Raw genomic sequence first — 19,800 nt, 5'->3', positions numbered from 1 at the left:
CGAGGAGGGCAACGAGAGGGCCACTCCCGAGCAGTTGGCGAGGGTCCCGGCGTCGGCTCTGGCGGAGGCCGGGCGGCCGCTGGTGGGCACGGCGGCGGAGAACGGGGTGATCGANCCGGACGTGTTGTGGTCGTGCACCACGTGCGGGGCGTGTGTGGAGCAGTGCCCGGTGGACATCGAGCANGTGGACCACATCGTGGACATGCGCCGGTATCAGGTGTTGATCGAGAGCGCGTTCCCCTCCGAGGCGGCGACGATGCTCAAGGGGTTGGAGAACAAGGGCAACCCGTGGGGTGTGGCGACCAAGGCCCGCCTGGACTGGGTCAGGGAGTTGAGGAAGGCGACCGGCATCGAGGTGCCGATCGTGGGGCAGGACGTCGAGCCCGCCGAGTTGGAGTACCTGTTCTGGGTGGGGTGCGCGGGGGCGTTGGCGGACGGGCCGAAGAAGACCACGAAGGCGTTCGCCGAGCTGTTGCACATCGCGGGTGTCAGGTACGGGATCCTGGGCAAGGAGGAGTCCTGCACGGGTGACTCGGCGCGCCGGTTGGGTTCCGAGGTGGTGTTCCAGATGCTCGCGGCGCAGAACGTGGCGACGTTGAACGGGGCGTTGGAGGACGCGCCGCGCAAGCGGATCGTGACCACGTGTCCGCACTGCTTCAACACGCTGGCGAACGAGTATCCGCAGTTGGAGGGGCACTTCGAGGTGGTCCACCACACGCAGTTGTTGCAGCACCTGTTGGACGAGGGGCGGTTGACGCCGGTGGAGCCGGTGGACGGCCTGGTCACCTACCACGACCCGTGTTATCTGGGCCGGCACAACAAGGTGTACACGCCGCCGCGGGAGATCATCGCGCGGGTTCCGGGTCTGCGGAACGAGGAGATGCACCGGCACAAGGAGCGGGGTTTCTGCTGTGGCGCGGGTGGTGCGCGGATGTGGATGGAGGAACGCATCGGCAAGCGCATCAACAACGAGCGCATGGACGAGGCGCTGGCGTTGAAGCCGGACATCGTCTCCACCGCGTGCCCGTTCTGCCTGGTGATGTTCACCGACTCGATCAACGCCAAGAAGCAGGCCGGCGAGGCCGCGGAGGAACTGCGCGTCGTCGACGTGGCACAACTCCTGCTGCAGTCCGTACAACTCCCCGAACCACCGGCGGAGCAGGCCGAGCCCGAGGACGCGGCGGAGCCGGAACCGGTCAAGTAGTCGCAGCCCGCCGCGTTGCCGTACGGCGGCTCGAAGCCCTCCTCCCCTCGACGTCCGGTCGAGGGGAGGAGGGCTTCGTGATCAATTCGGCAGTATGGGCCCCAGGCGGGGTTCACGCCGGTCGTGTATCGACCCGCCCCTTCGGTCGCGGCGTGCGCCCGTCGCCCTGCCCGGCGCCCGAAGCGAAGCCGCCGGCCCGGTCGGGGCTCGACGCGGCGGGCGGTGATTTCGCGAACGGAGCCGCGGGGCAACCGTATTCGGCCAACGGCGGCAGCGGCCGTCTCCGGCGCGTTCTGCGATGGCCGGTCCCGCGCCCGGCGGCCGGGCGGTCCGGCGACGCGGATGGCAACGAACCCCGGGAGTCGGGCAACTGATGGTTTGTGCCGGTTGGCGTGGGCGAGGAGGCCGGCTGATTTGCTGCCTTTTTCTTGCCGGGAGCGGGCTCTAAAGTCGTGTTCACGGCTGGTGACGATGTGATCACGGAAACGTGACGGGTCGTCAGCATCCTGGGGGGCGACCGTGATTCCCGCGTCACGCCGGGGCTGATGGTCGGAAGGGGGGAGGGGCGCTCGACGATTCCGTGCGACGGCGTTGTGGGCGATTCTCGACGGGTGGGGGCGCGTCGAGGTCGCGGGCAAGCGTCGAGGGTTGTCCCGCAACGCTTTCGAGGCCGATATGCCGGGTGGCGTACCGCCTCGAAGCCGTTGGCTCGGAATCGAAGGCGCACCGAGGTGTACGGGTCCGGCGGCGCGCGCCGCCGGACCCGTACACCTGCGTCGGGGCGATGGTGATCAGGAACGGGCCGCACGGTCGTGGCGTTCGGGTGTGCGACCGCGGGCCCGACGCACGCCGCGGCCGCGGTGCCGGTGGGAACCGCCGGCCGCCGTCGGGCGCCGCGTCATGTGCCCGGTGGCGCACCGGGGCCGGCCGAGTGGAGTCCGGATCGCGTCCCGCCGGACGGGTCAGGTCGGCGGTGGCGTCGCGCGGGCGTCCGGGAGGGCGGGCAGGCGAACGCGGACCAGGGTGCCGCGCTCGGGTGCGGGGTCGATGCGGATGGAGCCGTGGTGCATGTCGACGATCGCCGCCACGATGGACAGACCCAGGCCGCTGCCACCCTGGGCCCGGCTGCGACTCTTGTCCGCGCGGTGGAAGCGGTCGAAGACGTGCGGCAGATCGGCGGCCGGTATTCCCGGGCCGCTGTCCCGCACCGTCAGCAGCACCTGGTCGGCCTCACGCAGCAGTTCGACCTCGGCCGGGGCATCCGGTGGGGTGTGCATGCGGATGTTGCCGAGCAGGTTGGCCACCAGTTGCCGCAGCCGGTCCTCGTCGCCGAGCACCAGTACCACCGGGCCGGCCGGGGCGGTAAACCCGAGCGGCCGGTCGGGTTCGACGGCGGCGGCGTCGCGGCACGAGTCGGCCACCACTCGGGCCAGATCCACCGGTTCCAGGTCGGTGTCCTGCTCCTCGTCCAGGCGCGCGAGCAGCAGGAGCGCCTCGATCAGGCCGTTCATCCGGCGCACCTCGGCCCGCATCCGGGACACCGCGTCGTCGACCGAGGCCCGATCCGGGAGCGCGCCGCGCTGGTACAACTCGGCGTACCCGCCGATCGATTGCAGGGGCGTGCGCAACTCGTGGGAGGCGTCGGCGACGAAGCGGCGCAGGCGCTCCTGGGAGGTGTCCCGGGCGATGAACGCGGCCTGGATCCGGTCCAACATACGATCCAGGGCGGTGGCCAGCCGGCCGACCTCGGTGCGCGGGCCGATCAGCGGATTGTGCACGCGCCGCGCGTAGTCGCCCGCGGCGATCGAGTCGGCGACCCGGGCGGCCTGTTCCAACGGTCGCAGTTCGCGGCGCACGAACAGCGCACCGAGCAGACCCAGGGTCGGCAGCGCGATGCCGACGGCGATCAGCACGACGTACAACGCGTGGTCGGCCGCCCGTTCGGCGTCGTTCGTGCTCAACGCGACCAGGGCGGTGCGCCCGTCGGTCAGGTCCTGGATCCGGACCCGGAACTTCTCGTCGGAGCCGGGCTCGCCGGAGCGGGCGGTGACCGTGCGTCCCCCGGCGGGCAGCGCACCGGTCAGCTTCGGCCCCGGGCCGTGCGGGGGACGGCGATCGGGGGCGGCCAGGGCGACCCGCAGGCCGCCGGGATACTTCAGCCAGATGCCCGGTTCCAGGCCCAGCGGCTGGTTGTTGCGTTCGCGCTGGTCCAGAGCGCGCAACGCGGCCACGGTGGTGTCGAGTTGGTTGTCGAGGCGGTCGAAGAGCGAGTCCCGCAGCACGCCCACGGTCACCGCCGCGCAGGTGTTGAGAACCACGGTGCAAACCAGGACGAGCACGATTACCAGGCGACGGCTCAGCGGTTGCCGGCGGGTCCTGGGCCGCAGGCTCAGCACGGCGGTGTGCGCAGGCAGTAGCCCACCCCGCGGCGGGTGTGGATCAGCGGTGTGCCCTGGCCGTCGTCGATCTTGCGGCGCAGATAGCTGATGTAGGTGGCCACCACGGTGTCGTCGCCGTTGAAGTCGTAGGACCAGACGTGTTCCAGCAGGCGGGCGCGGGTCAGGACGTGGTCGGGGTGCAACATCAGGTAGCGCAGCAGCCGGAATTCGGTGGGTGACAGGTCGATGGGCCGGCCGGCCCGGCGCACCTGGTGTGCGGTGGAGTCGAGTTCGAGATCCGCGACGCGCAGTATGTCGCCGCCGGGGTCGGTGCGGCGGGTGCGACGGAGCACGGCCTCGATGCGCGCGGTGACCTCGTCCAGGCCGAAGGGTTTGGTGATGTAGTCGTCACCGCCCGCGGTCAGGCCGCGGACGACGTCCTTGCGGGTGTCGCGCGCGGTGAGGAAGACCACGGCCACCGGGAGGCCGTCGGAGCGCAGTCGGCGCAGCACTTCGAAGCCGTCGTCGTCCGGGAGCATGACGTCGAGCAGGATCAGCTCCGGCAGAAAGTCCCGGGCGACGGTGAGGGCTTGGCGTCCGGTGGCGGCGGTGCGCACGTCGTAGCCTACGAAGCGCAGGAACCGGGCGACGGTGTCCACGATCGCCGGTTCGTCGTCGACGACCAGGAGCCGGCCGCGGTCGTGGGATGCGGCCTGGCCGGCCGGCGGGTCCGGGTGGCTCATCGGGGCCTTTCTCGCGACGTGTTCCGCCGGGTGGGCGGGGTGGTGGGGTGCCGCGTGTGCTGGGTGTGCTGGGTGTGCTGCGGTCGGTGGTCGAGGGCGGTCCGTGGTCGGCGTCGTGCGCGGAGACGGGACCTGGGTCCATCGCCGATCGGGTCGGTGGCTCGGGTCGGTGGTCCGGCGCGTGGTCGGCGTGAACACTACGGTGCCGGCCCCTGCTCAACGGTCCCGTCCCCGGGTCCGACGCACGTGTGGATCCGGTCCGGAGCGGGCGGCTTCACCCGTCCAGGGTCGCGCACCGACAGGGATCCCTTCTATGGGAGTTGCGTGTGAATGGCCCCGGCCGAGGCCGCTATCGGCCGCCTCGGGCCGGGAGGGCTCCTAGCGTGGTTCGGGCCGAGTACCACCGCCTGCCGTGCACCGTCCGGGAGTTCGCGATGTCCACGTTGTCGTGTCGTCCGGGCCGCCTCGCCTATCGGCGTTGCCGGCTCGTCATCGCCGCCCGGGTGCCGATCCCGCTGCTCGCGGTCGGTGCGGCGGTCACCCCGTTGCGGTTCTTCGCGGCGCGGAACACCATCCCGGGAACCGAGTCGCAACGGTCCCTCGACGTCCCGCAGGCCCGATTCCCCACCGCCGACGGCGCACAGGGCCGCATCGTCTTCCGCGCGGCGGGATCCCCCGCTCGAACACCGGCCGCCCGAATCCGGCGGTGCGGGTCCGCCATGTCATGGGAGCGAGCGAACACGTGCTGAACGAGACCGAATTCCCCCTCCAGGGCCCCGGCTTCCACATCCGCTTGGCGGAGTTGATCGAAGTCGTCCCGGACAACGACTGGCAGTGGAGCGTGTTGGAATGCATCGGCATCGGCACCATGCCATGGGAGATGAGATCCGGCAGGGTGGGCGAACGCGTACTCGCCTCCCACGTGGGGTTCCTGATGTCCTGGCACGAGTTGCGGGAATTCGCGGACGGATTGGAATGGACGGAGGAACTGCTCGTCGTCGCCGCGGAGTCGCTGGAGCGGCTGGATCCCGAACAACTGGGCGTCGACGACTTCACCGGCTGCCTGATGACGCTGGAGGCGGTCGCCAACACCACCTGGACGGTGACCGGCCGCCCGGGCCTGTTCGACGACTTCGACATCGTCGACCTGCTTCGGGCCCGATACGGGGGCAGTTGACCCACGGAGCGGTGTCGCCGGCGGCGGTCGCGGGGCCGGCGGCGGGCTCGGGGGCTGCCCATCGCGGGGCCGGAGTCGGGAACCCGGGCGCGTCGGCGCCCGCGGCGTACGCGCCCGCCTGCTCACCCGAGCGGAAATCGCGGGCGGACACGCTCGGATCACAGCCCTACCGACGGCTCGACCTCACCCGCCCGTGAGCACGATCTTCCCTTGGATGTGACCCACGGACAGCTTGTGGGCGCGTCCTTCGGGCATCCGCAAGCCGCACTCGGGAAGGACATCACACACGTCGACCGGGTCCGGCCGCGATTCGGGTGTGGTCACGCCGGTGCCTGCGACGACTTCGAGGCGGGCGCGACGGGTGGGTGGTCGGTGAGGCGTTGTGAGTGGGCGGAGCGCGGTGTCGGCCACGGGTGCGCCGGCGGCTGCTCCCGGGTCAGACCGGTCAGGACGGCGTCGATCAGCCGCTCCGCCTCCCGGTCGACGGCGCGCGGGCCGTCCAGGTGCACCAGGCCGTCGGTGAGCAGTGTGGCCAGCCCGTGTACGGCCGCCCAGACCACGAATTCGGCTCCCGGGCGGGCGGCGGAGGGCAGTTCGCCGGTGTCGACGAGGCGGTCCAGTTCGGCGGCCAGCACGTCGTGGGGGTGGGGGGAGATCGGTGTGCGCAGGTCGGTGCGGCCGGCGGCGAAGGCCAACCGGGCGACCGCCGGGTCCTCCAGCGCCCAGCGCACGTAGCTGCGACCGTAGGCGATCAGGCGCCGGTGGCGATGGTCGCCGGACGCGCGATGGGCGGCCCGCCGCAGCCGCTCGCCCAGTCGGGCGATCACCCGTTCGGACAGGGTACGCACGAGTGCGTCGCGCGAGTCGAAGTGATGGTAGGCGGCGCTCGGGCTGACCCCGACCCGGGCCGATACCTCTCGCAACGACCAGCCGTCCACCCCTCGTTCGCGCACGAGTAGTTCGGCGGCGTCGAGCAGCGCGGCGCGCAGCTCCCCGTGGTGGTAGCGCTCTTTGCTCACTCCCATATCTTAACAGTGATCAGATGTACGGGCGCCGTTCGGTGCTATGGTCCCCAGGTCGTCTGAACACTGATCAGATAGGACGGTCCGATATGTGCGCTGTGGAACCTCTCTCCGACCACCCGAACGCGGAGGCCGAACCGGCCGGCCGATCCGCGCTGCCGGACGTGCGCGACGCTCCGCCGCCGGTGGTGCGAGGCGAGCCGGTGGAGATCCGCGCCGGGATCTTCGTGATCCCCGACAACCGGGTGCCGCTGGTGCCCAACATCGGCATCGTCGTCGGCGACCGTGCCGCGCTGGTGGTCGACACCGGCCTCGGCCCCGGCAACGGCGCCCACGTGCTCGACCAGGCCAGGCGTCTGGCCGGCGACCGGCCGCTGTATCTGACCACCACGCACTTCCATCCCGAGCACGGTTTCGGCGCGCAGGCGTTCAAGGGCGCCGCGACGATCGTCTACAACCGGTCCCAGCGCGACGAGTTGCGCCGCAAGGGTGCCGCCTACGCGGGCATGTTCGCCGGGCTCTCCACGCAGATCGCGGCGGCTCTCGAAGGCGTCGAATTCGTCGATCCGGACGTGGTCTACGTCGACCACGCCGAAATCGATCTCGGCGGCCACACCGCGCTGTTGCGCAGCCGGGGGCCGGCGCACACCGCATCCGATCAGACTGTGCTGATCGACGGTCGGGTGCTGTTCGCGGGCGATCTGGTGGAGACTCGGATGTTCCCGATCCTGCCGTATTTCCCGCCGTTCGACACCGACGTCGACGGCGGCGGTTGGATCGCGCTGCTCGACCGATTGCTCGCCGACGAGCCCGAGATCGTCGTGCCCGGCCACGGCGAGATCGCCGAAGCCGGGCTGATCCGCGACGTCCGGGGCTATCTCGACCACGTGCGAGCCGAGACCCGACGGCTGCGCGCGGGCGGCGCCTCGGCCGACGACGCCGCGACGGTGATCGACCGGGACGCCCGGGCCCGGTGGAAGACCTGGGACAACCCCGAGTGGATCGGCTTCGCGGCACGCGCCTTCCACCACGCGGACTCCGGTGTCGATGACGAGGGATGAGCGATCCGTTGTCGGCGCCGTCGCGACCCGGGCCCGGCCGCGACGCGCCGTGCCCCGTCCTCCGACGGCTACGGAGGACAGGGCACGGCGGGTGCGGGCGGATGGGGCGCTCGGATCAGTGTGTATAGAGGTAGATCAGCCCCTGGGGGCCGTCGGCACAGAAGAAGCTGGGACCCCACAGTTCGTAGCCGGCCACGCCCGCCGCGTGGCACGCGGCCTGGGTGGTGTAGACACCGCGTACGTGGAATTCGCCGGCGGCGCTCGCGTTCGTCGCGGTGGCGAGCGGAAGCAGGGTGGCGGCGGCAGCCGCGGCGAACAGTCCCATGCGTTTCTTCACGTGCCAACTCCTTTGATTCGGAGGGCATTTGGCGAATCGTCAACTGCCCTCGGAGGTGGTGCGATGTCGCTCGAATGCTAGTCGCGCCCGCTCGGATGGGTCTACGCCAATCGATGGATAGGTCTAGGCCAATCTTCGGCCCGCCGATCGATCGGCGGCGGGATTCGAGGCGGCGTGCGGCGGTGCGCGGTGGGATCGGGGTCGGTCAGGGGGTCCGGGATCGCCCGGGCCGTGGCCGGGTGGGCGGCGGCAGGCTCCGTTCGATGGCGGCGACGCGTTCGAGCGCGCGGTGGATCTCCGCCGCCTCCCGCCGATACGTCTCGAGCGCCTGCGGGATCACGTGTACGGGGACCCGGTCCTTGAGCTCCCTGCGCAGGTCGGAATAGCCCTGGCGGAGTTCGGCCAGCTCGGCCAGGAGGTGGTGCCGGGCCAGGCGAACCAGCAGCGCCGGGTGGCGGCGCAGCACCTCGTGGTTGCGGTAGCCGGGTGGGCAGACCTCGTACAGCGCCTCCGCCGCGCGCGGGTCCAGCCCGCCCGGCGCGGGGGCAGGCGCGGGCGCGGGCTCGGAGGCGGGCTCGCCCGACGGCCGGGTGCCGTGGCGGGCCTTTTGGCGCGCGACGTCGAACCGGCTGGGCAGCTCCCAGGACGGTGTGGCATCGGCGATGTCGTTCATATGTTCGAATCATCGCATCTTGGATACCCCCCTCGGCAACCGGAACGGCAAGCCGAGGCCGAGAGCGGTCCACCACCCGGGGCCGGTGCCGGCTTGCCGAAACGGCAAGGATCGTCGTCATGTGAGACGGGTCGGCCGAGACTGGTCACACGGAAACCGGGGGAGCCCGACGGAGGGCCCGCCGCGCCGTGCCGCGCCGAATCGTGATCGGCCCGACGGGCGCACCGCCGAGGTCGTCGATCGTGTCCTGCTCGTCCGCCGGACCGCGTGATACCGCCCCGACCACCGACAAGCACCACACAAGGAGAACGCCGTGCCCACCGCCTCCCGCCGCAAGGACACCCCGCCGCCCCGCACCGCCAACAGCGAAGCCGACGTCCTGCGCGGATTCCTCGACTACCTGCGTGCCTCGATCGCCACGAAAGTCGAGGGAGCCGCGGAACCCCGGGTCCGGACGGCGGCGGTGCCCTCGGGTACGACCCTGCTCGGCCTGCTCAACCATCTGACCGCCGTCGAGAATGCGATGTTCCTCGGCGAAAAGGTGACCGACTGGCAAGCCACCTTCCGTTCTGCTCCTCAGGACAGCGTCGCCGACGTCGTCGCCCGCTACCGGGCCACCGTCGACCGCGCGAACGAGGTTCTCGACGAGTGCACCGATCTCGGCGCACCGCTCCCCCGGGCGGGGCGTTCAGGCTCGTCACCGAGCGTTCGCTGGGCACTCACCCACATGATCGAGGAAACCGGTCGCCACGCAGGCCACGCGGACATCCTTCGCGAACTCGTCGACGGCACCACCGGGCGCTGAGCCGCATCGGTGGTTTGTCAGCCCGTGGTCGGGACGAGCAGGACGGGCGCCTCGGCGTGGTGGAGGACGGCGTGTGCGACGCGGCCGAGGTTGGGGCCGAAGCGGCCGGTCTTGCGGTGGGCGGCCAGTACGACCAGCGTGGCGTGCGCGCTCGCGGTGACCAGGGCGTGGGCGGGGGTGTCGAGGGCGACGTCCTCGATGACGGTTACGTCCGGATACTTCCCGCGCAGCGGCGCGAGGGCGGCGGTCAGGGTGCCATGGGCCGCCTCCCGCCAGTCGTACAGGGCCGGGGCGTAACCTGCGCTGCCCGCCATCATGGCCGGGTAGCGCCACACGTGCAGGGCGCGCAACGGGAGGCCCTGGGCCTGGGCCTGGGCGAAGGCGGCCTCCAGGGCGGGGGCGCAGTCGTCGTCGGATACGCCGACCACGATCGGCTTCGCGGCCTCCTCGTCGCTCGTGTCGTGGTCGGGGTGGACGACCAGGAGCGGGCAGCGGGTCGCGGCCGAGACGGGCAGGCTGACCGAGCCCAGCAGCAGGCCGGCGAAGCCGCCCAGGCCCCGGCTGCCGACCACGAGCAGTGCGGCACGATCGCTCGCGGCCTCCAACGCGTCGATGGCGTTGGCGAATTCGACGGTGGTGCGGATCGACAGGTCGGGGTGGCGCAGCCGGGCCCGCTCGGCGCCCCGGTCGACGATGTCGCGGGCTTCGTCGCGGAGTTGTTGCCCGAAGCGGTCGTCGGCGTGGCCGAGTTCGACCCATTCGAGCGCGTGCAGCACCTCCAGGGTGACGTGCCGGCGCAGCGCCTCGTCCGCGGCCAGGTCCACGGCCCGGTCCGCGCCGGGCGAGCCGTCGAATCCGACGACGACGTGACCGCGCGGGGGAGTCGGCTGGGAGCTCGAACCGGTGGAGTCGGCTGCCTGGTTCACGGCGGATCCCTTCGAGTGCTCGGCGGCCCCGATGGGCCGACCTGTGATCAGTCTTCGCCGTCGTGCGGACCGCGCCCAGGGCCGGAGGTCCCGCTCCGGGTGAGCCGGTCGGCCCGGCCGGCCGCGATCGCCGGCGATCGGTGGCGGATACGCCCGCCTCGGGCGTTGCGTACCCCGCGTGCACGGGTGCCCAATCCATCGAACCGGCCGGCGCAGTGAGTGGCGGCTTTCGGCGCCGCGGCCGGGCGGGCTCTCACGTCGTGCCGTGCGTACGCCGGCCAACCACGTACCGGCCGCCCGGCGACGGTCGATCGGTGGTGAGTGCGGGCCGACAGGCCCTGTGCGGTCGGGACTTCCGGCCCTGTTCCGCCGACCTCCCGTCCCCGAGACTGGGCTGCGCGTCGACCCGATCGGGTGCGCGTTCGCAACTCTCGGGGGGCACAGCATGGAAGCCGGCCGCAGCACCGAAGCCGTCGCCGGAGCACGGCTTCCGCGCGACCCGGGCACCGCGAGCATCCCCGTGCCGAAGCCGGTGAGTGGGCAACCGGCCGCCACGATACGGGTGTTCCTGCTGGACGACCACGAGATCGTCCGACGCGGCCTGGCCGACCTGCTCGGGACCGAACCCGACATCGAGGTGGTCGGCGAGTCGGCGTCCGCGCAGGAGGCGATGCGGCGGATACCGGCGCTGCGTCCGCATGTGGCGATCCTGGACGGGCGACTGCCCGACGGCAGCGGGGTCGACGTCTGCCGTGTGGTGCGCTCGTCCTTCCCGGAGATCAACGCGTTGATCCTGACCTCGTACGACGACGAGGACGCGCTGTTCGCGGCGATCATGGCCGGCGCGGCGGGCTATGTGCTCAAGCAGATCCGGGGCACCGATCTGGTGCGCGCCGTACGGGAGATCGCCGCCGGTCGATCGCTGCTCGATCCGGCGGTCACCGCGAAGGTGCTCGAACGTGTGCGTACCGGATCGGGCGAGGACCCGCGGGTCGCCGCGCTCTCCGACCAGGAACGCCGGATCTTCGACCTGGTCGCGGAAGGTCTGACCAACCGTCAGATCGCCGAGCGCATGCACCTCGCGGAGAAGACCGTGAAGAACTACGTGTCGACCATGCTGCACAAACTGGGCTTCGAACGCCGCGTCCAGGCGGCCGTCTTCGCCGGCACGCTGCCGCACCGCGCCTGCGACTGAACGAACCGGCGACGGCCCTGGGTGCGACGTCCTCGGCCGCCGGTGAGCACGCCGCGATCGCACATCCGGGACGCCCTTGCCACGTCCCGCATCCGCCCGGCCGGGCGGCCGGGAAGGGACATCGTCGCGGAGCCCGCGCGGGCCTGGCACCGATCAGGGCGAGTGGGCGTCGTCGACGTCCGCGGGCGGGGGGTGGCCGGGTACCACGAGTACGGGTCGCTCGGCGTGTCCGGCCAGCGCCCTGGCGACGGACCGCTCCGACCAGCGGTGCAGCAGGCTCCCGGGGCCCGTAGCGGGCCCGCCCACGACGATCATGAGCGCGTCGCACTCGTGTGCGATCGCGGTGATCCGATGCAGCGCATCGCCCGTTTCCTCGGCGTAGGACCACTCGCCCGCGAAGTCGGCCAGGGCTCGTTCCACGTCCGCGCGATGCCCGGCGAGGGCGTCGCGCACGTGTCGGGTCTCCAGGTCGGATCCGGCGAGATCGGGATCGCCCGGGTAGTCCGCGGAATCCACCACGTGCACGACCCGCAGCCGAACCCGCAGGCGCCCGGCCAGGTCGGCGGCGAACACCAGAGCCGCCCCGCTGCGCGCGTACGTTTCGAAGCCGACGACCACATCACGCGCGGCGGGGGCGGCCTCGCCCGACGGTGACATGTACGCCTCCCACGAGCGGTCGAGGAGGGCCCACGGGCACGAACGGGCCTTCCGGCCAGTGTCGACCCGACCGCTCCGGACCCGCAACGCGCGCGGGTGTGGGTGCGGCCATACGCCCCGGCCGCGCACCCACCGCGCGCCCCGGCCACGCCATCCACCGCGCGTCCCGGCCGCACACCCGCCGGGGGCGTGTGCCGCGAGGGCGGCCCGTGCCCGGCGTCTCGGAGCACGACTTGCTAAAGTCTGCAATTGCTCAATCCGTGCCGGCCGGCCGAGGTGCCCCGGACCCTCGCTCCCGACCGGGCACGGCCGAGAGGCGCGCGGATCGTGCCCGTGACCGAGTACAGACGCGAGGACTCACCGTGGTTGGCACAGACTCGTCCGAGCGGTCCGGCCGCCCGTCGGAGATCGCCGTTGCCACCCGTCCCGCACACCGTGATCCCCGGGAAGGACGTGGAGCGGTGCCCACCCCGCTGTACGAACTCAAGGCCGAGTTCTTCAAGACGCTCGGCCATCCGGCCCGGATCCGGGTGCTGGAACTGCTCAGCCAACGCGAGTACGCGGTCTCCGAGATGTTGCCCGAGGTCGGCATCGAGGCATCGCGGCTGTCCCAGCAGTTGGCCGTGCTGCGCCGGGCGAACCTGGTGGCGGTCAGCCGTCGGGAGGGGTCGACCGTCTACTACACGCTCACCAGCCCCCAGGTGGCCGACCTGCTCGCGGTCGCGCGGCGGATCCTGACCGGCCTGCTCACCGATCAGTTGGGTCTGCTCGAGGACCTGCGGGCGGCCACGCCCCGGGCGGCTCCGGGGCCCGCGACCGGCTGAGCCGGGTCGGCGCGACCGCTCCGCGGACGGCGCGGGATCCGGGGCACCACACACCGACATCGCGGCACCCGCGCGGGACGCCGGACATCGACAGGACGTCAATCGAGGAACGAGGATCCGCGCCATGAACGACCGGCCGGAAGCATCCGAGACCACCGGGCACACGGCGCTCCGGGTGCTGTCGTGGTGAACCGCGACCTGCCCGGTTCCAGGCCCTCCGCGACCAACCCGGCCTACAGCATCCGCATCCACGTGCCGCCCGGCGCCGCGCGTGTGGTCGCGGCAGTACTCGCCCAGGCTCCCGGGACCGTGGCCAGTCGTATGGACGCCCCGGACGCGATGGGCACGTGCCGCTTCACCCTGGACGCCGACGGCCCCGGGACGCTGGCCTGGCTCACTCGGACCCTGACCCGGCGCCTGGGCGCGGACCTGCTGCACACCCAGGATCCCGTGTTCGCCGCCGCCTCCACCGGCAAGCTGACCCTGCGGGTGTGCGCGGCGACCACCACCGGTCACGACATCGCGTTGCTCGACGCCGACGCGGACCGCCGCGTCGTCTCGCACCTGGCCGCACACCCCGATCAGACCGACCACTACACCGGACGACGGCACCGCGTCGCGTTGATCAGCGACGCCAGCGCCGTCCTGGACTTCGACGCACTGCCCGCCGACGCCGCGCTGCCGGCCCTCGAATCCCAAGCCGTACACCTGCGCCGGGCCACCGGGCTCGACGTCTTCCCGCTGCCCATCGCCACGCCGCACGTGGAGGACATCGCCCAGGCGGTACGGCTGCTCGCCCCCGGTTTCGCCGCGGCCGTGCTCGTGCACACCCGCCCCGCACACGTGTCGACCACCCGGACGATCCTCGGCCCCACGCCGCCGGTACTCCTGCTCGACACCCTCAACGACGGCCTCGCCGTCGCGATCGCCGCCGCGACGGTCAACGCGCTGGTCAACCGAGGCGTGAACCCGCTGAGCGGGCGCGTGGTGTTGGTGGATCCGGCGCGGGGCGGGGAGCTGACCGGGTTGCTGATCGCCTCCGGCATCGCCGACCTGACCCTGTTCGACCCCTTCGGCCCGGGCGGTGGCACGCTGTGCACGGTCGCCGCCGAGGCCGACCTGATCGTCGACCTCACCGGACTGGCCACGCCGCCGGAGGGCGTGCCGATCCTGCGCGCCCGACCCGAAACGCCACCGCCCTTCGCGGCGGCCACCACCGGCCCGCGCCCGCTGCACGCGCTGCCCGGACTGCTCACGGCGGCGACCACGACCAGGCGGGCGATCACCGCGCTCGCGCGCGTCGCCGCGGTGCGCGCGTTGATCGAGGGCACGCCGCGCAACGCACTGCTGCCCGCGCCGGACCAGCCGGGCCTGACCGCGGCGATCGCGGCCGCGGCCACCCACACGCTCACGGCCGACTCGGGCTGAGCACGCTGCTCACGGCCGACTCGGGCTCAGGCGAGGCCGCGCGGGGCCGGTTCGATGGGGGCGGGGGTGACCGCGGTGTCAGCCGGGCACGTCGCCGGCGGCCGTCTCGATCAGGTCGACGACCCGGAGCGGCTGCGAGGCCAACGACGCGTGGCCGGCGCTGAGTTCGATGACTTTGCGGGGCCGCATGCGTTCGGCCATGCGCCGCTCGTTGTTCGGGTCGATCATCCGGTCGTTCGCCGACACCTGGTACCAGCTCGGCTTGGTTCGCCAGGCCGGGGTGGTCACGGTGCCCCCGAACGTCGAGGCCAGAGGGGCCTTCTGGGTGACCGCCATGACCAGGGCCTCGTCGGCGGCCAGGTCCTGGCAGAAGCTCTCGTGGAACTTGTCCCGCTTGATCCACAGGAATCCGTCCGAGTCGGGAGCGAGGTTCTCGAACGCGGCGGGCGGCATCTCCTGGCTGAGCTGTCCGGGACTCTCGCCCGCGTCGGGGGCGAAGGCGGCGATGTAGACCAGCCCGGTGACATTGGGCAGATCGCCCATCTCGGTGATGACCGCACCACCGTAGGAGTGACCCACCAGCAGCACGGGCCCGTCCACCTGCCGGACCATCTTGCGGGTGCGCTCGGCGTCGTCGGCCAGCGACGTCAACGGATTCTCCACCGCGAACATCGAATCGAAGCCGCGATCGCGCAATTCGACGATGACCTTCGCCCAGTGGGCTGCTCCGCCCCAGAACCCATGTACCAGAACAACAGTCGGCCTGTCAGCCATGACGACGCACCATTTCGCTCAAAGATTGAATGTCGCTAGCGGTCACAAACTATGCGCACTGTGATCGTTCGGCTACTTTGCATGGTTTTCGGGTGGGGACGGGCGCGAGCTCGGGCCGGCGGACATGCCTGGTGATCGGGGCGGCCGGCGGGGCGTGGGTGGGGAGTGTGACCCGGATCTCTTTTCGGTGCCGATGAGTCCGGTGGGTGGGGGCGGTCATATCCAGGAAGGACGGCAGGGGCCGACCGGCTCGGGTGGTTCACCGGGGTGGGTGTCCTGTCACCATCCGACCTCACGATCATCATCATCATCATTCGCTGAAAGGACACGAGAAGTTGAGCGACGTCGCGAAGGGCCCTGCCGCGTACTTTCCTTCGATCGAGAAGAAGTACGGTCGGTCCATTTCGGAATGGCAGGGCCTGATCCGGTCCTCGCCGCTGACCAAGCACCTGGAACTGGTCACTTGGCTCAAGACCGAGCACGGCCTCGGCCACGGCCACGCGAACGCCCTCGTGGCACACACCCTTGCCGAGGACAGCGCCCAGTAGGGCTCCGCGGCGTACCCGGGCGCGGCGTGTCGTCGGCGGACCGGGGCACCGCGGGCCCGCACCCCCGTGACGGGCCCGCGGTGCCCCGGTCGGCGGAACGGCCGCCGTTCCGGGCGCGGCTCTGCTGTACTGGGGAAGTGGCCGTCGTACGTTCGTGGTTGGGCGTGGGCGGGGCCCGGGTGGTGAGGGGGCGCGGTGTCGAATGGATGGCGGATCGCGGTGTTGGTGGCCGCGGTCGTGGTTGTTGCGTCGACTCCGGTGATCTGGCTGTTGGACGGACCGGACGCCGGGCAGTTGATCGGCGCGTCGGTGCAGGCCGCCACCGGTGTCGCGGCCCTTGCCTGGGCCTACCTTCAGGGCGCCGATGCGCGAGCGGCGCGGGACTCCGCCGTCGACACGGGCGATGCTCGCGCCACCGGCGGCGGCGAAGCGCACACCGGTGTGCGGCGTCGCGGCGGTGCGGGCGGCGGGCGGGCGTCGGCGGAGCGGACGGGCGATGCCACCGCGGACGGTCCGGGTAGCAGCGCGGGGACCGGCGTCGACTACACCTGAGCGCCACACCGTAGGCAGCACGGGCGATACGGGCGATGCGAGCGTTTCGGACGGTTCGGGCGTCTCGGGAGAGGAAGCCTTCGCGATGCGATGGTGGCGCCGTCGGAAGCCCGATACGGGCGGTGCCGACTCCGCGCCGGACGGGCGTTCGGAGCCGACGGTGTCGGTCACCGACACGGGCCGCGCGGACGCCCGAGGCGGCGGTACCGCGGTCACCGGCCATCGCGGCCCGAGATCGCTCGTCGACGACACCGGCGCCGAACGCGCGGTGCGTGTCGAGGGCACCGGGAACGCGACGGCATGCGATGGGGCGGTGGTCGTCACCGGGTATGTCGGAACACTGGTCACGGGCGCGGGCGCGCGGGCGTCGGTGCGGTGGCCGGTGGTGGTGGGCGCGGTGCCGACGTTGGCTTCGGGCTTCCAGGACCGCGCCGGGTTGCGGCGTGTGGTCGACGAGGCCCGGACCGGCCACACCACCGTGGTCCTGACCCAGGTGTTGTCCGGAGGCGGTGGCGTCGGCAAGACCCAACTGGCCGCCGCCTACGCCCATCGCGCGTTGGCCGAGGGGATCGACCTGGTCGTGTGGGCCGACGCCGCCGAGGCCGCACGGGTCACCGCCGCGTATGCCCAGGCCGCACACCGCGTCCAGGCACCCGGCGCGCTCGGCGAGGACGCGGAGAACGACGCCCGCGCGTTCGCCGAGTGGCTGGCCACGACCTCCCGCTCGTGGCTGGTCGTTCTCGACGACATCACCGACCCCGACGCGATCCAACCCTGGTGGCCGCCCCCGTCCGCCGCCGACGCCGGTCGGGTCCTGGCCACCACCCGTCGCCGCGACGCGGCCCTGTCCGGCGGTGGTCGGGCCCTCGTGGACATCACCACCTACACGGACCGGGAAGCCGACACCTACCTGCGGGAGCGCCTGGCCGGCGCGGACAGCGTCCATCTCCTGGACGATCGGGCCGCAGCGCTCGCCCGCGAACTGGGCCTGCTGCCACTCGCGTTGGCGCACGCCGCCGCGTACATGATCAACGAAGCCGTCCCGTGCGCCGACTACCTGAAGCTGTTCGCCGCCGGTACCGCCCGCCTGGACGGCCTGCTGCCCCGGCACGCGGACACCGAGGGCTACGGGCGACACGTCGCCGCCGCCCTGCTCCTGTCCCTCGACGCCGCCCGACACAGCGAACCCGTCGGCCTGGCCGCTCCGGCGCTACACCTCGCGGCCCTCCTGGACCCCGCCGGTCATCCCCGGGAACTGTGGACCACCGGCCCCGTCATCGAGTACCTGGCCGCCCACCGCACCGCGCCCGAACCGGAGAGCGCCCGGGTCGACGCCGCCCGGGCCATGGCCGCCCTGCGGGTACTCCACCGCTACGGCCTGATCACCGACGACCCCCGGGCCGGCCACCGCGCCGTACGCCTGCACGCCCTCACCGCCCGCGCCGCCCGCGAAACCACCTCACCGGCCACACACGCCGCCGCCGGCCACGCGGCCGCCGACGCCCTCGTGACACTGTGGCCCGACGCAGACCACCTCCACCGCGACCTGACCGCCGTCCTGCGGGCCAATATCGACACCCTCGCGACCCACGCCGGCGACCTCGTCTGGAGTCCCGAGGGTTGCCCGATGCTGCATCGGTCCCAACGCAGCCTGTACGACATGGGCCTCTACAGCGCGGCGATCACCCTGCAGGAACGGATGGCCGCCGATACGGCGCGGGTGTTCGGCCCGGAGCATCCGGAAACCCTGGCGGCCCGGGGGAATTTGGCCGTCTCGTACGCACGGGCGGGTCGTACGGGTGCCGCGATCGTGATCGAGGAGCAGGTCCTGGCCGATCGCGAGCGACTGTACGGTCCCGGGACTCCCGAGACCCTCACCGCCCGGGCGAACCTGGCCGTCTCCTACTGGCGCGCGGGTCGCACCGACGACGCGATCGTGATCGAGGAGCAGGTCCTGGCCGATCGTGAGCGGCTGTTCGGCTCCGAGCACCCGGAAACCCTCCGGGCCCGAGCGAACCTGGGAGTGTCGTACTGGCAGGCGGACCGCATCGACGACGCGATCGACCTACTGGAACGGGTGGTTGCCGACGCGGTGCGGGTGCTCGGTCCGGAGCATCCGGAAACCCTGACGGCCCGGGGGAATTTGGCCGTCTCCTATACGCGGGCGGGTCGTACGGGTGCCGCGATCGTGATCGAGGAGCAGGTTCTCGCGGACCGCGAACGACTGCTCGGTCCCGAACATCCCGCGTCCCTCGGCACCCGGGCCAACCTCGCCGCCTCGTATCGACAGGTGGGTCGTACGGATGACGCGATCGTGATCGAGGAGCAGGTCCTCGCGGACCGCGAACGACTGCTCGGCACCGAGCACCCCGACACCGTCAACGCCCGAACCAACCTCGCCGCCTCGCACCTGAAGGCGGGCCACACCGACGATGCGATCGCCCTGCTGGAACGGGCCATTGCCGACTCCGAGCGACTGTCGGGCACTGAGCACCCCGGCACCGTGGCGACGGCACGCGCACTGTTGACCCGGGCACGACAGGGCCGGCCCTGACCGCGGCGACGCGGACACGAGGTGGGTGGGTCGTCCGGGGCGGTTCCGGCCACCGGGGGCGGTTCCGGCCACCGGGGACGATGCCGGCCCCTGCGCGGGCCTCCTACGCCTCGTTCGCCTCGTGTGCCTGTCGGAGCCGGTTGTGAGGATGGCGAATATGAGTAGCGAACCCACGGCCGTCGACGCTGCGATTGCGGAGTACTGGAACAACGCGGCCACGTCCTTCGACGACGAGCCCGATCACGGATTGGCGGCCGAGACCACGCGGCTCGCGTGGGCCCGTGCGTTCCGGTCCTGGATGCCGGCCGGGGCGGTCGACGTGCTCGATGTCGGGTGTGGGACCGGATCGTTGACGCTGCTCGCGGCTCGGGACGGGCATCGGGTGACGGCGGTCGACGTGGCGCCGCGAATGATCGATCAGGCCCGGGCGAAGGTGGGTCGGACCGGGCTGACGGCCCGATTCCTGGTCGGTGACGCGGCCTTGCCGCCGACCGGCGCGGAGCGGTTCGACGTGGTGTTGTGCCGGCACCTGCTGTGGACGTTGGCCGATCCGGAAGCGGCATTGCGGGACTGGATCGGGCGCCTTCGACCGGGCGGCAGGCTGGTGTTGGTCGAGGGTCGGTGGCGTGAGTCCGGACAGCGGGACACGGCGTATGTGGCCGGCGCCGAGGAACTGCCGTGGAACGGCGGGATCGGTGCCGACGCCCTGGCCGAGGTGGTGCGGCCGTTGGTCGCCGACCTTCGGGTGCAACCGCTGAGCGCCGAACCGGAGCTGTGGGGCGGGCCGGTCGACGACGAGCGGTACGCGCTGATCGCCCGGATCTGATGCCTACGACATGCGGTGGACTCGTCGCCTGAGCACGACGGGTCCGTGACTCCGTGGTTGTGCGGGCGGGACGGGCGGCTTGCGATGCCGCCCGTCCCGCGTGGGTCGTTCGGTAC

General features: G+C 71.9%; 20 protein-coding genes. 12 read left to right on the top strand and 8 right to left on the bottom strand.

The window, feature by feature from the left end:
• Positions 1-1,204, top strand: a 1,204-nt coding sequence (locus tag A3IC_RS60555) for a (Fe-S)-binding protein (protein ID WP_020556909.1), incomplete at its 5' end; no start/stop codon positions are given.
• A gap of 962 nt (positions 1,205-2,166) precedes the next feature.
• Here A3IC_RS60555 and A3IC_RS60550 read toward each other — a convergent pair.
• Both A3IC_RS60550 and A3IC_RS0146470 read right to left on the bottom strand, forming a co-directional pair.
• Positions 2,167-3,543, bottom strand: coding sequence for a sensor histidine kinase (locus A3IC_RS60550; RefSeq protein WP_052174112.1), 1,377 nt, complete (start codon positions 3,541-3,543; stop codon positions 2,167-2,169).
• A gap of 50 nt (positions 3,544-3,593) precedes the next feature.
• Entirely contained in the window at positions 3,594-4,325 is a 732-nt protein-coding gene (locus tag A3IC_RS0146470) for a response regulator transcription factor (protein WP_020556906.1), read from the bottom strand.
• A 434-nt stretch (positions 4,326-4,759) separates the two neighbouring features.
• Here A3IC_RS0146470 and A3IC_RS0146465 point away from each other — a divergent pair, with 434 nt between their 5' ends.
• On the top strand, positions 4,760-5,074 hold the full coding sequence (locus tag A3IC_RS0146465; protein WP_158696374.1) for a hypothetical protein: 315 nt from the start codon (positions 4,760-4,762) through the stop codon (positions 5,072-5,074).
• Positions 5,068-5,502: a hypothetical protein gene (locus A3IC_RS0146460; protein ID WP_158696373.1), complete on the top strand. Its 435-nt coding sequence runs from the start codon at positions 5,068-5,070 to the stop codon at positions 5,500-5,502. The genes A3IC_RS0146465 and A3IC_RS0146460 overlap by 7 nt, the downstream gene beginning before the upstream one ends.
• Before the next feature lie 320 nt (positions 5,503-5,822).
• Here A3IC_RS0146460 and A3IC_RS0146450 read toward each other — a convergent pair whose 3' ends face one another.
• Entirely contained in the window at positions 5,823-6,527 is a 705-nt protein-coding gene (locus tag A3IC_RS0146450) for a TetR/AcrR family transcriptional regulator (RefSeq protein ID WP_020556902.1), read from the bottom strand.
• A gap of 86 nt (positions 6,528-6,613) precedes the next feature.
• On the opposite strand from A3IC_RS0146450, the gene A3IC_RS0146445 reads away from it, so the two are divergent.
• Complete coding sequence (locus A3IC_RS0146445) at positions 6,614-7,585, top strand: MBL fold metallo-hydrolase (RefSeq protein ID WP_079027131.1); 972 nt, start codon at positions 6,614-6,616, stop codon at positions 7,583-7,585.
• A gap of 115 nt (positions 7,586-7,700) precedes the next feature.
• Here A3IC_RS0146445 and A3IC_RS60545 read toward each other — a convergent pair whose 3' ends face one another.
• The gene (locus A3IC_RS60545) at positions 7,701-7,922 is read right to left on the bottom strand and encodes a hypothetical protein (RefSeq protein ID WP_158696372.1); all 222 of its coding nucleotides are present in this window, start codon (positions 7,920-7,922) and stop codon (positions 7,701-7,703) included.
• Between the two features lie 205 nt (positions 7,923-8,127).
• Complete coding sequence (locus A3IC_RS69445) at positions 8,128-8,595, bottom strand: hypothetical protein (RefSeq protein WP_020556899.1); 468 nt, start codon at positions 8,593-8,595, stop codon at positions 8,128-8,130.
• A 313-nt stretch (positions 8,596-8,908) separates the two neighbouring features.
• On the opposite strand from A3IC_RS69445, the gene A3IC_RS0146430 reads away from it, so the two are divergent.
• Positions 8,909-9,400, top strand: coding sequence for a DinB family protein (locus A3IC_RS0146430; protein WP_020556898.1), 492 nt, complete (start codon positions 8,909-8,911; stop codon positions 9,398-9,400).
• A 17-nt stretch (positions 9,401-9,417) separates the two neighbouring features.
• Here the strand turns inward: A3IC_RS0146430 and A3IC_RS60535 are convergent, their stop codons facing one another.
• The gene (locus A3IC_RS60535; RefSeq protein ID WP_020556897.1) at positions 9,418-10,326 is read right to left on the bottom strand and encodes a universal stress protein; all 909 of its coding nucleotides are present in this window, start codon (positions 10,324-10,326) and stop codon (positions 9,418-9,420) included.
• A gap of 445 nt (positions 10,327-10,771) precedes the next feature.
• Here A3IC_RS60535 and A3IC_RS0146420 point away from each other — a divergent pair, with 445 nt between their 5' ends.
• A complete protein-coding gene (locus A3IC_RS0146420) occupies positions 10,772-11,521 on the top strand; it encodes a response regulator (protein WP_020556896.1) in 750 nt (249 codons plus the stop codon).
• Between the two features lie 153 nt (positions 11,522-11,674).
• Here the strand turns inward: A3IC_RS0146420 and A3IC_RS60530 are convergent, their stop codons facing one another.
• Complete coding sequence (locus A3IC_RS60530) at positions 11,675-12,178, bottom strand: universal stress protein (RefSeq protein WP_020556895.1); 504 nt, start codon at positions 12,176-12,178, stop codon at positions 11,675-11,677.
• A gap of 461 nt (positions 12,179-12,639) precedes the next feature.
• Between A3IC_RS60530 and A3IC_RS0146410 the strand changes: the two genes are divergently transcribed.
• On the top strand, positions 12,640-13,002 hold the full coding sequence (locus A3IC_RS0146410) for an ArsR/SmtB family transcription factor (RefSeq protein ID WP_020556894.1): 363 nt from the start codon (positions 12,640-12,642) through the stop codon (positions 13,000-13,002).
• Positions 13,003-13,185: 183 nt separating this feature from the next.
• On the top strand, positions 13,186-14,430 hold the full coding sequence (locus A3IC_RS0146405) for a hypothetical protein (RefSeq protein ID WP_020556893.1): 1,245 nt from the start codon (positions 13,186-13,188) through the stop codon (positions 14,428-14,430).
• Positions 14,431-14,508: 78 nt separating this feature from the next.
• On the opposite strand, the gene A3IC_RS0146400 is transcribed toward A3IC_RS0146405, so the two are convergent.
• A complete protein-coding gene (locus A3IC_RS0146400) occupies positions 14,509-15,204 on the bottom strand; it encodes an alpha/beta hydrolase (RefSeq protein ID WP_026219536.1) in 696 nt (231 codons plus the stop codon).
• 335 nt (positions 15,205-15,539) lie between these two features.
• Between A3IC_RS0146400 and A3IC_RS0146395 the strand changes: the two genes are divergently transcribed.
• The 4 genes from A3IC_RS0146395 (at position 15,540) to A3IC_RS0146380 (ending at position 19,684) form a co-directional block, all read left to right on the top strand.
• A complete protein-coding gene (locus A3IC_RS0146395; protein WP_020556891.1) occupies positions 15,540-15,752 on the top strand; it encodes a DUF4287 domain-containing protein in 213 nt (70 codons plus the stop codon).
• A 195-nt stretch (positions 15,753-15,947) separates the two neighbouring features.
• Positions 15,948-16,304 carry a hypothetical protein gene (locus tag A3IC_RS0146390; protein WP_052174111.1) on the top strand — a complete coding sequence of 119 codons (357 nt, stop codon included), beginning with the start codon at positions 15,948-15,950 and terminating at the stop codon, positions 16,302-16,304.
• 160 nt (positions 16,305-16,464) lie between these two features.
• Positions 16,465-18,858 carry a tetratricopeptide repeat protein gene (locus tag A3IC_RS72810; RefSeq protein WP_158696371.1) on the top strand — a complete coding sequence of 798 codons (2,394 nt, stop codon included), beginning with the start codon at positions 16,465-16,467 and terminating at the stop codon, positions 18,856-18,858.
• A gap of 157 nt (positions 18,859-19,015) precedes the next feature.
• Positions 19,016-19,684, top strand: a complete 669-nt coding sequence (locus tag A3IC_RS0146380; protein WP_020556888.1) for a class I SAM-dependent methyltransferase — start codon at positions 19,016-19,018, stop codon at positions 19,682-19,684.
• Positions 19,685-19,800: the final 116 nt, after the last annotated feature.

It is taken from the genome of Embleya scabrispora DSM 41855 (assembly GCF_000372745.1).
GTDB classification, from domain to species: Bacteria; Actinomycetota; Actinomycetes; order Streptomycetales; family Streptomycetaceae; genus Embleya; species Embleya scabrispora.
The sequence above is the reverse complement of the archived record's forward strand: the minus strand, read 5'-3'. Positions and strand labels throughout refer to the sequence as shown.

Bases quoted from the DNA above. Each gene is read 5' to 3' on its own strand.
- A3IC_RS0146465 (WP_158696374.1), top strand. From the start codon at position 4,760: ATGTCCACGTTGTCGTGTCGTCCGGGCCGCCTCGCCTATCGGCGTTGC.
- A3IC_RS0146420 (WP_020556896.1), top strand. From the start codon at position 10,772: ATGGAAGCCGGCCGCAGCACCGAAGCCGTCGCCGGAGCACGGCTTCCG.
- A3IC_RS0146400 (WP_026219536.1), bottom strand. From the start codon at position 15,204: ATGGCTGACAGGCCGACTGTTGTTCTGGTACATGGGTTCTGGGGCGGA.
- A3IC_RS0146445 (WP_079027131.1), top strand. From the start codon at position 6,614: ATGTGCGCTGTGGAACCTCTCTCCGACCACCCGAACGCGGAGGCCGAA.
- A3IC_RS69445 (WP_020556899.1), bottom strand. From the start codon at position 8,595: ATGAACGACATCGCCGATGCCACACCGTCCTGGGAGCTGCCCAGCCGG.
- A3IC_RS0146470 (WP_020556906.1), bottom strand. From the start codon at position 4,325: ATGAGCCACCCGGACCCGCCGGCCGGCCAGGCCGCATCCCACGACCGC.
- A3IC_RS0146380 (WP_020556888.1), top strand. From the start codon at position 19,016: ATGAGTAGCGAACCCACGGCCGTCGACGCTGCGATTGCGGAGTACTGG.
- A3IC_RS0146450 (WP_020556902.1), bottom strand. From the start codon at position 6,527: ATGGGAGTGAGCAAAGAGCGCTACCACCACGGGGAGCTGCGCGCCGCG.
- A3IC_RS60530 (WP_020556895.1), bottom strand. From the start codon at position 12,178: ATGTCACCGTCGGGCGAGGCCGCCCCCGCCGCGCGTGATGTGGTCGTC.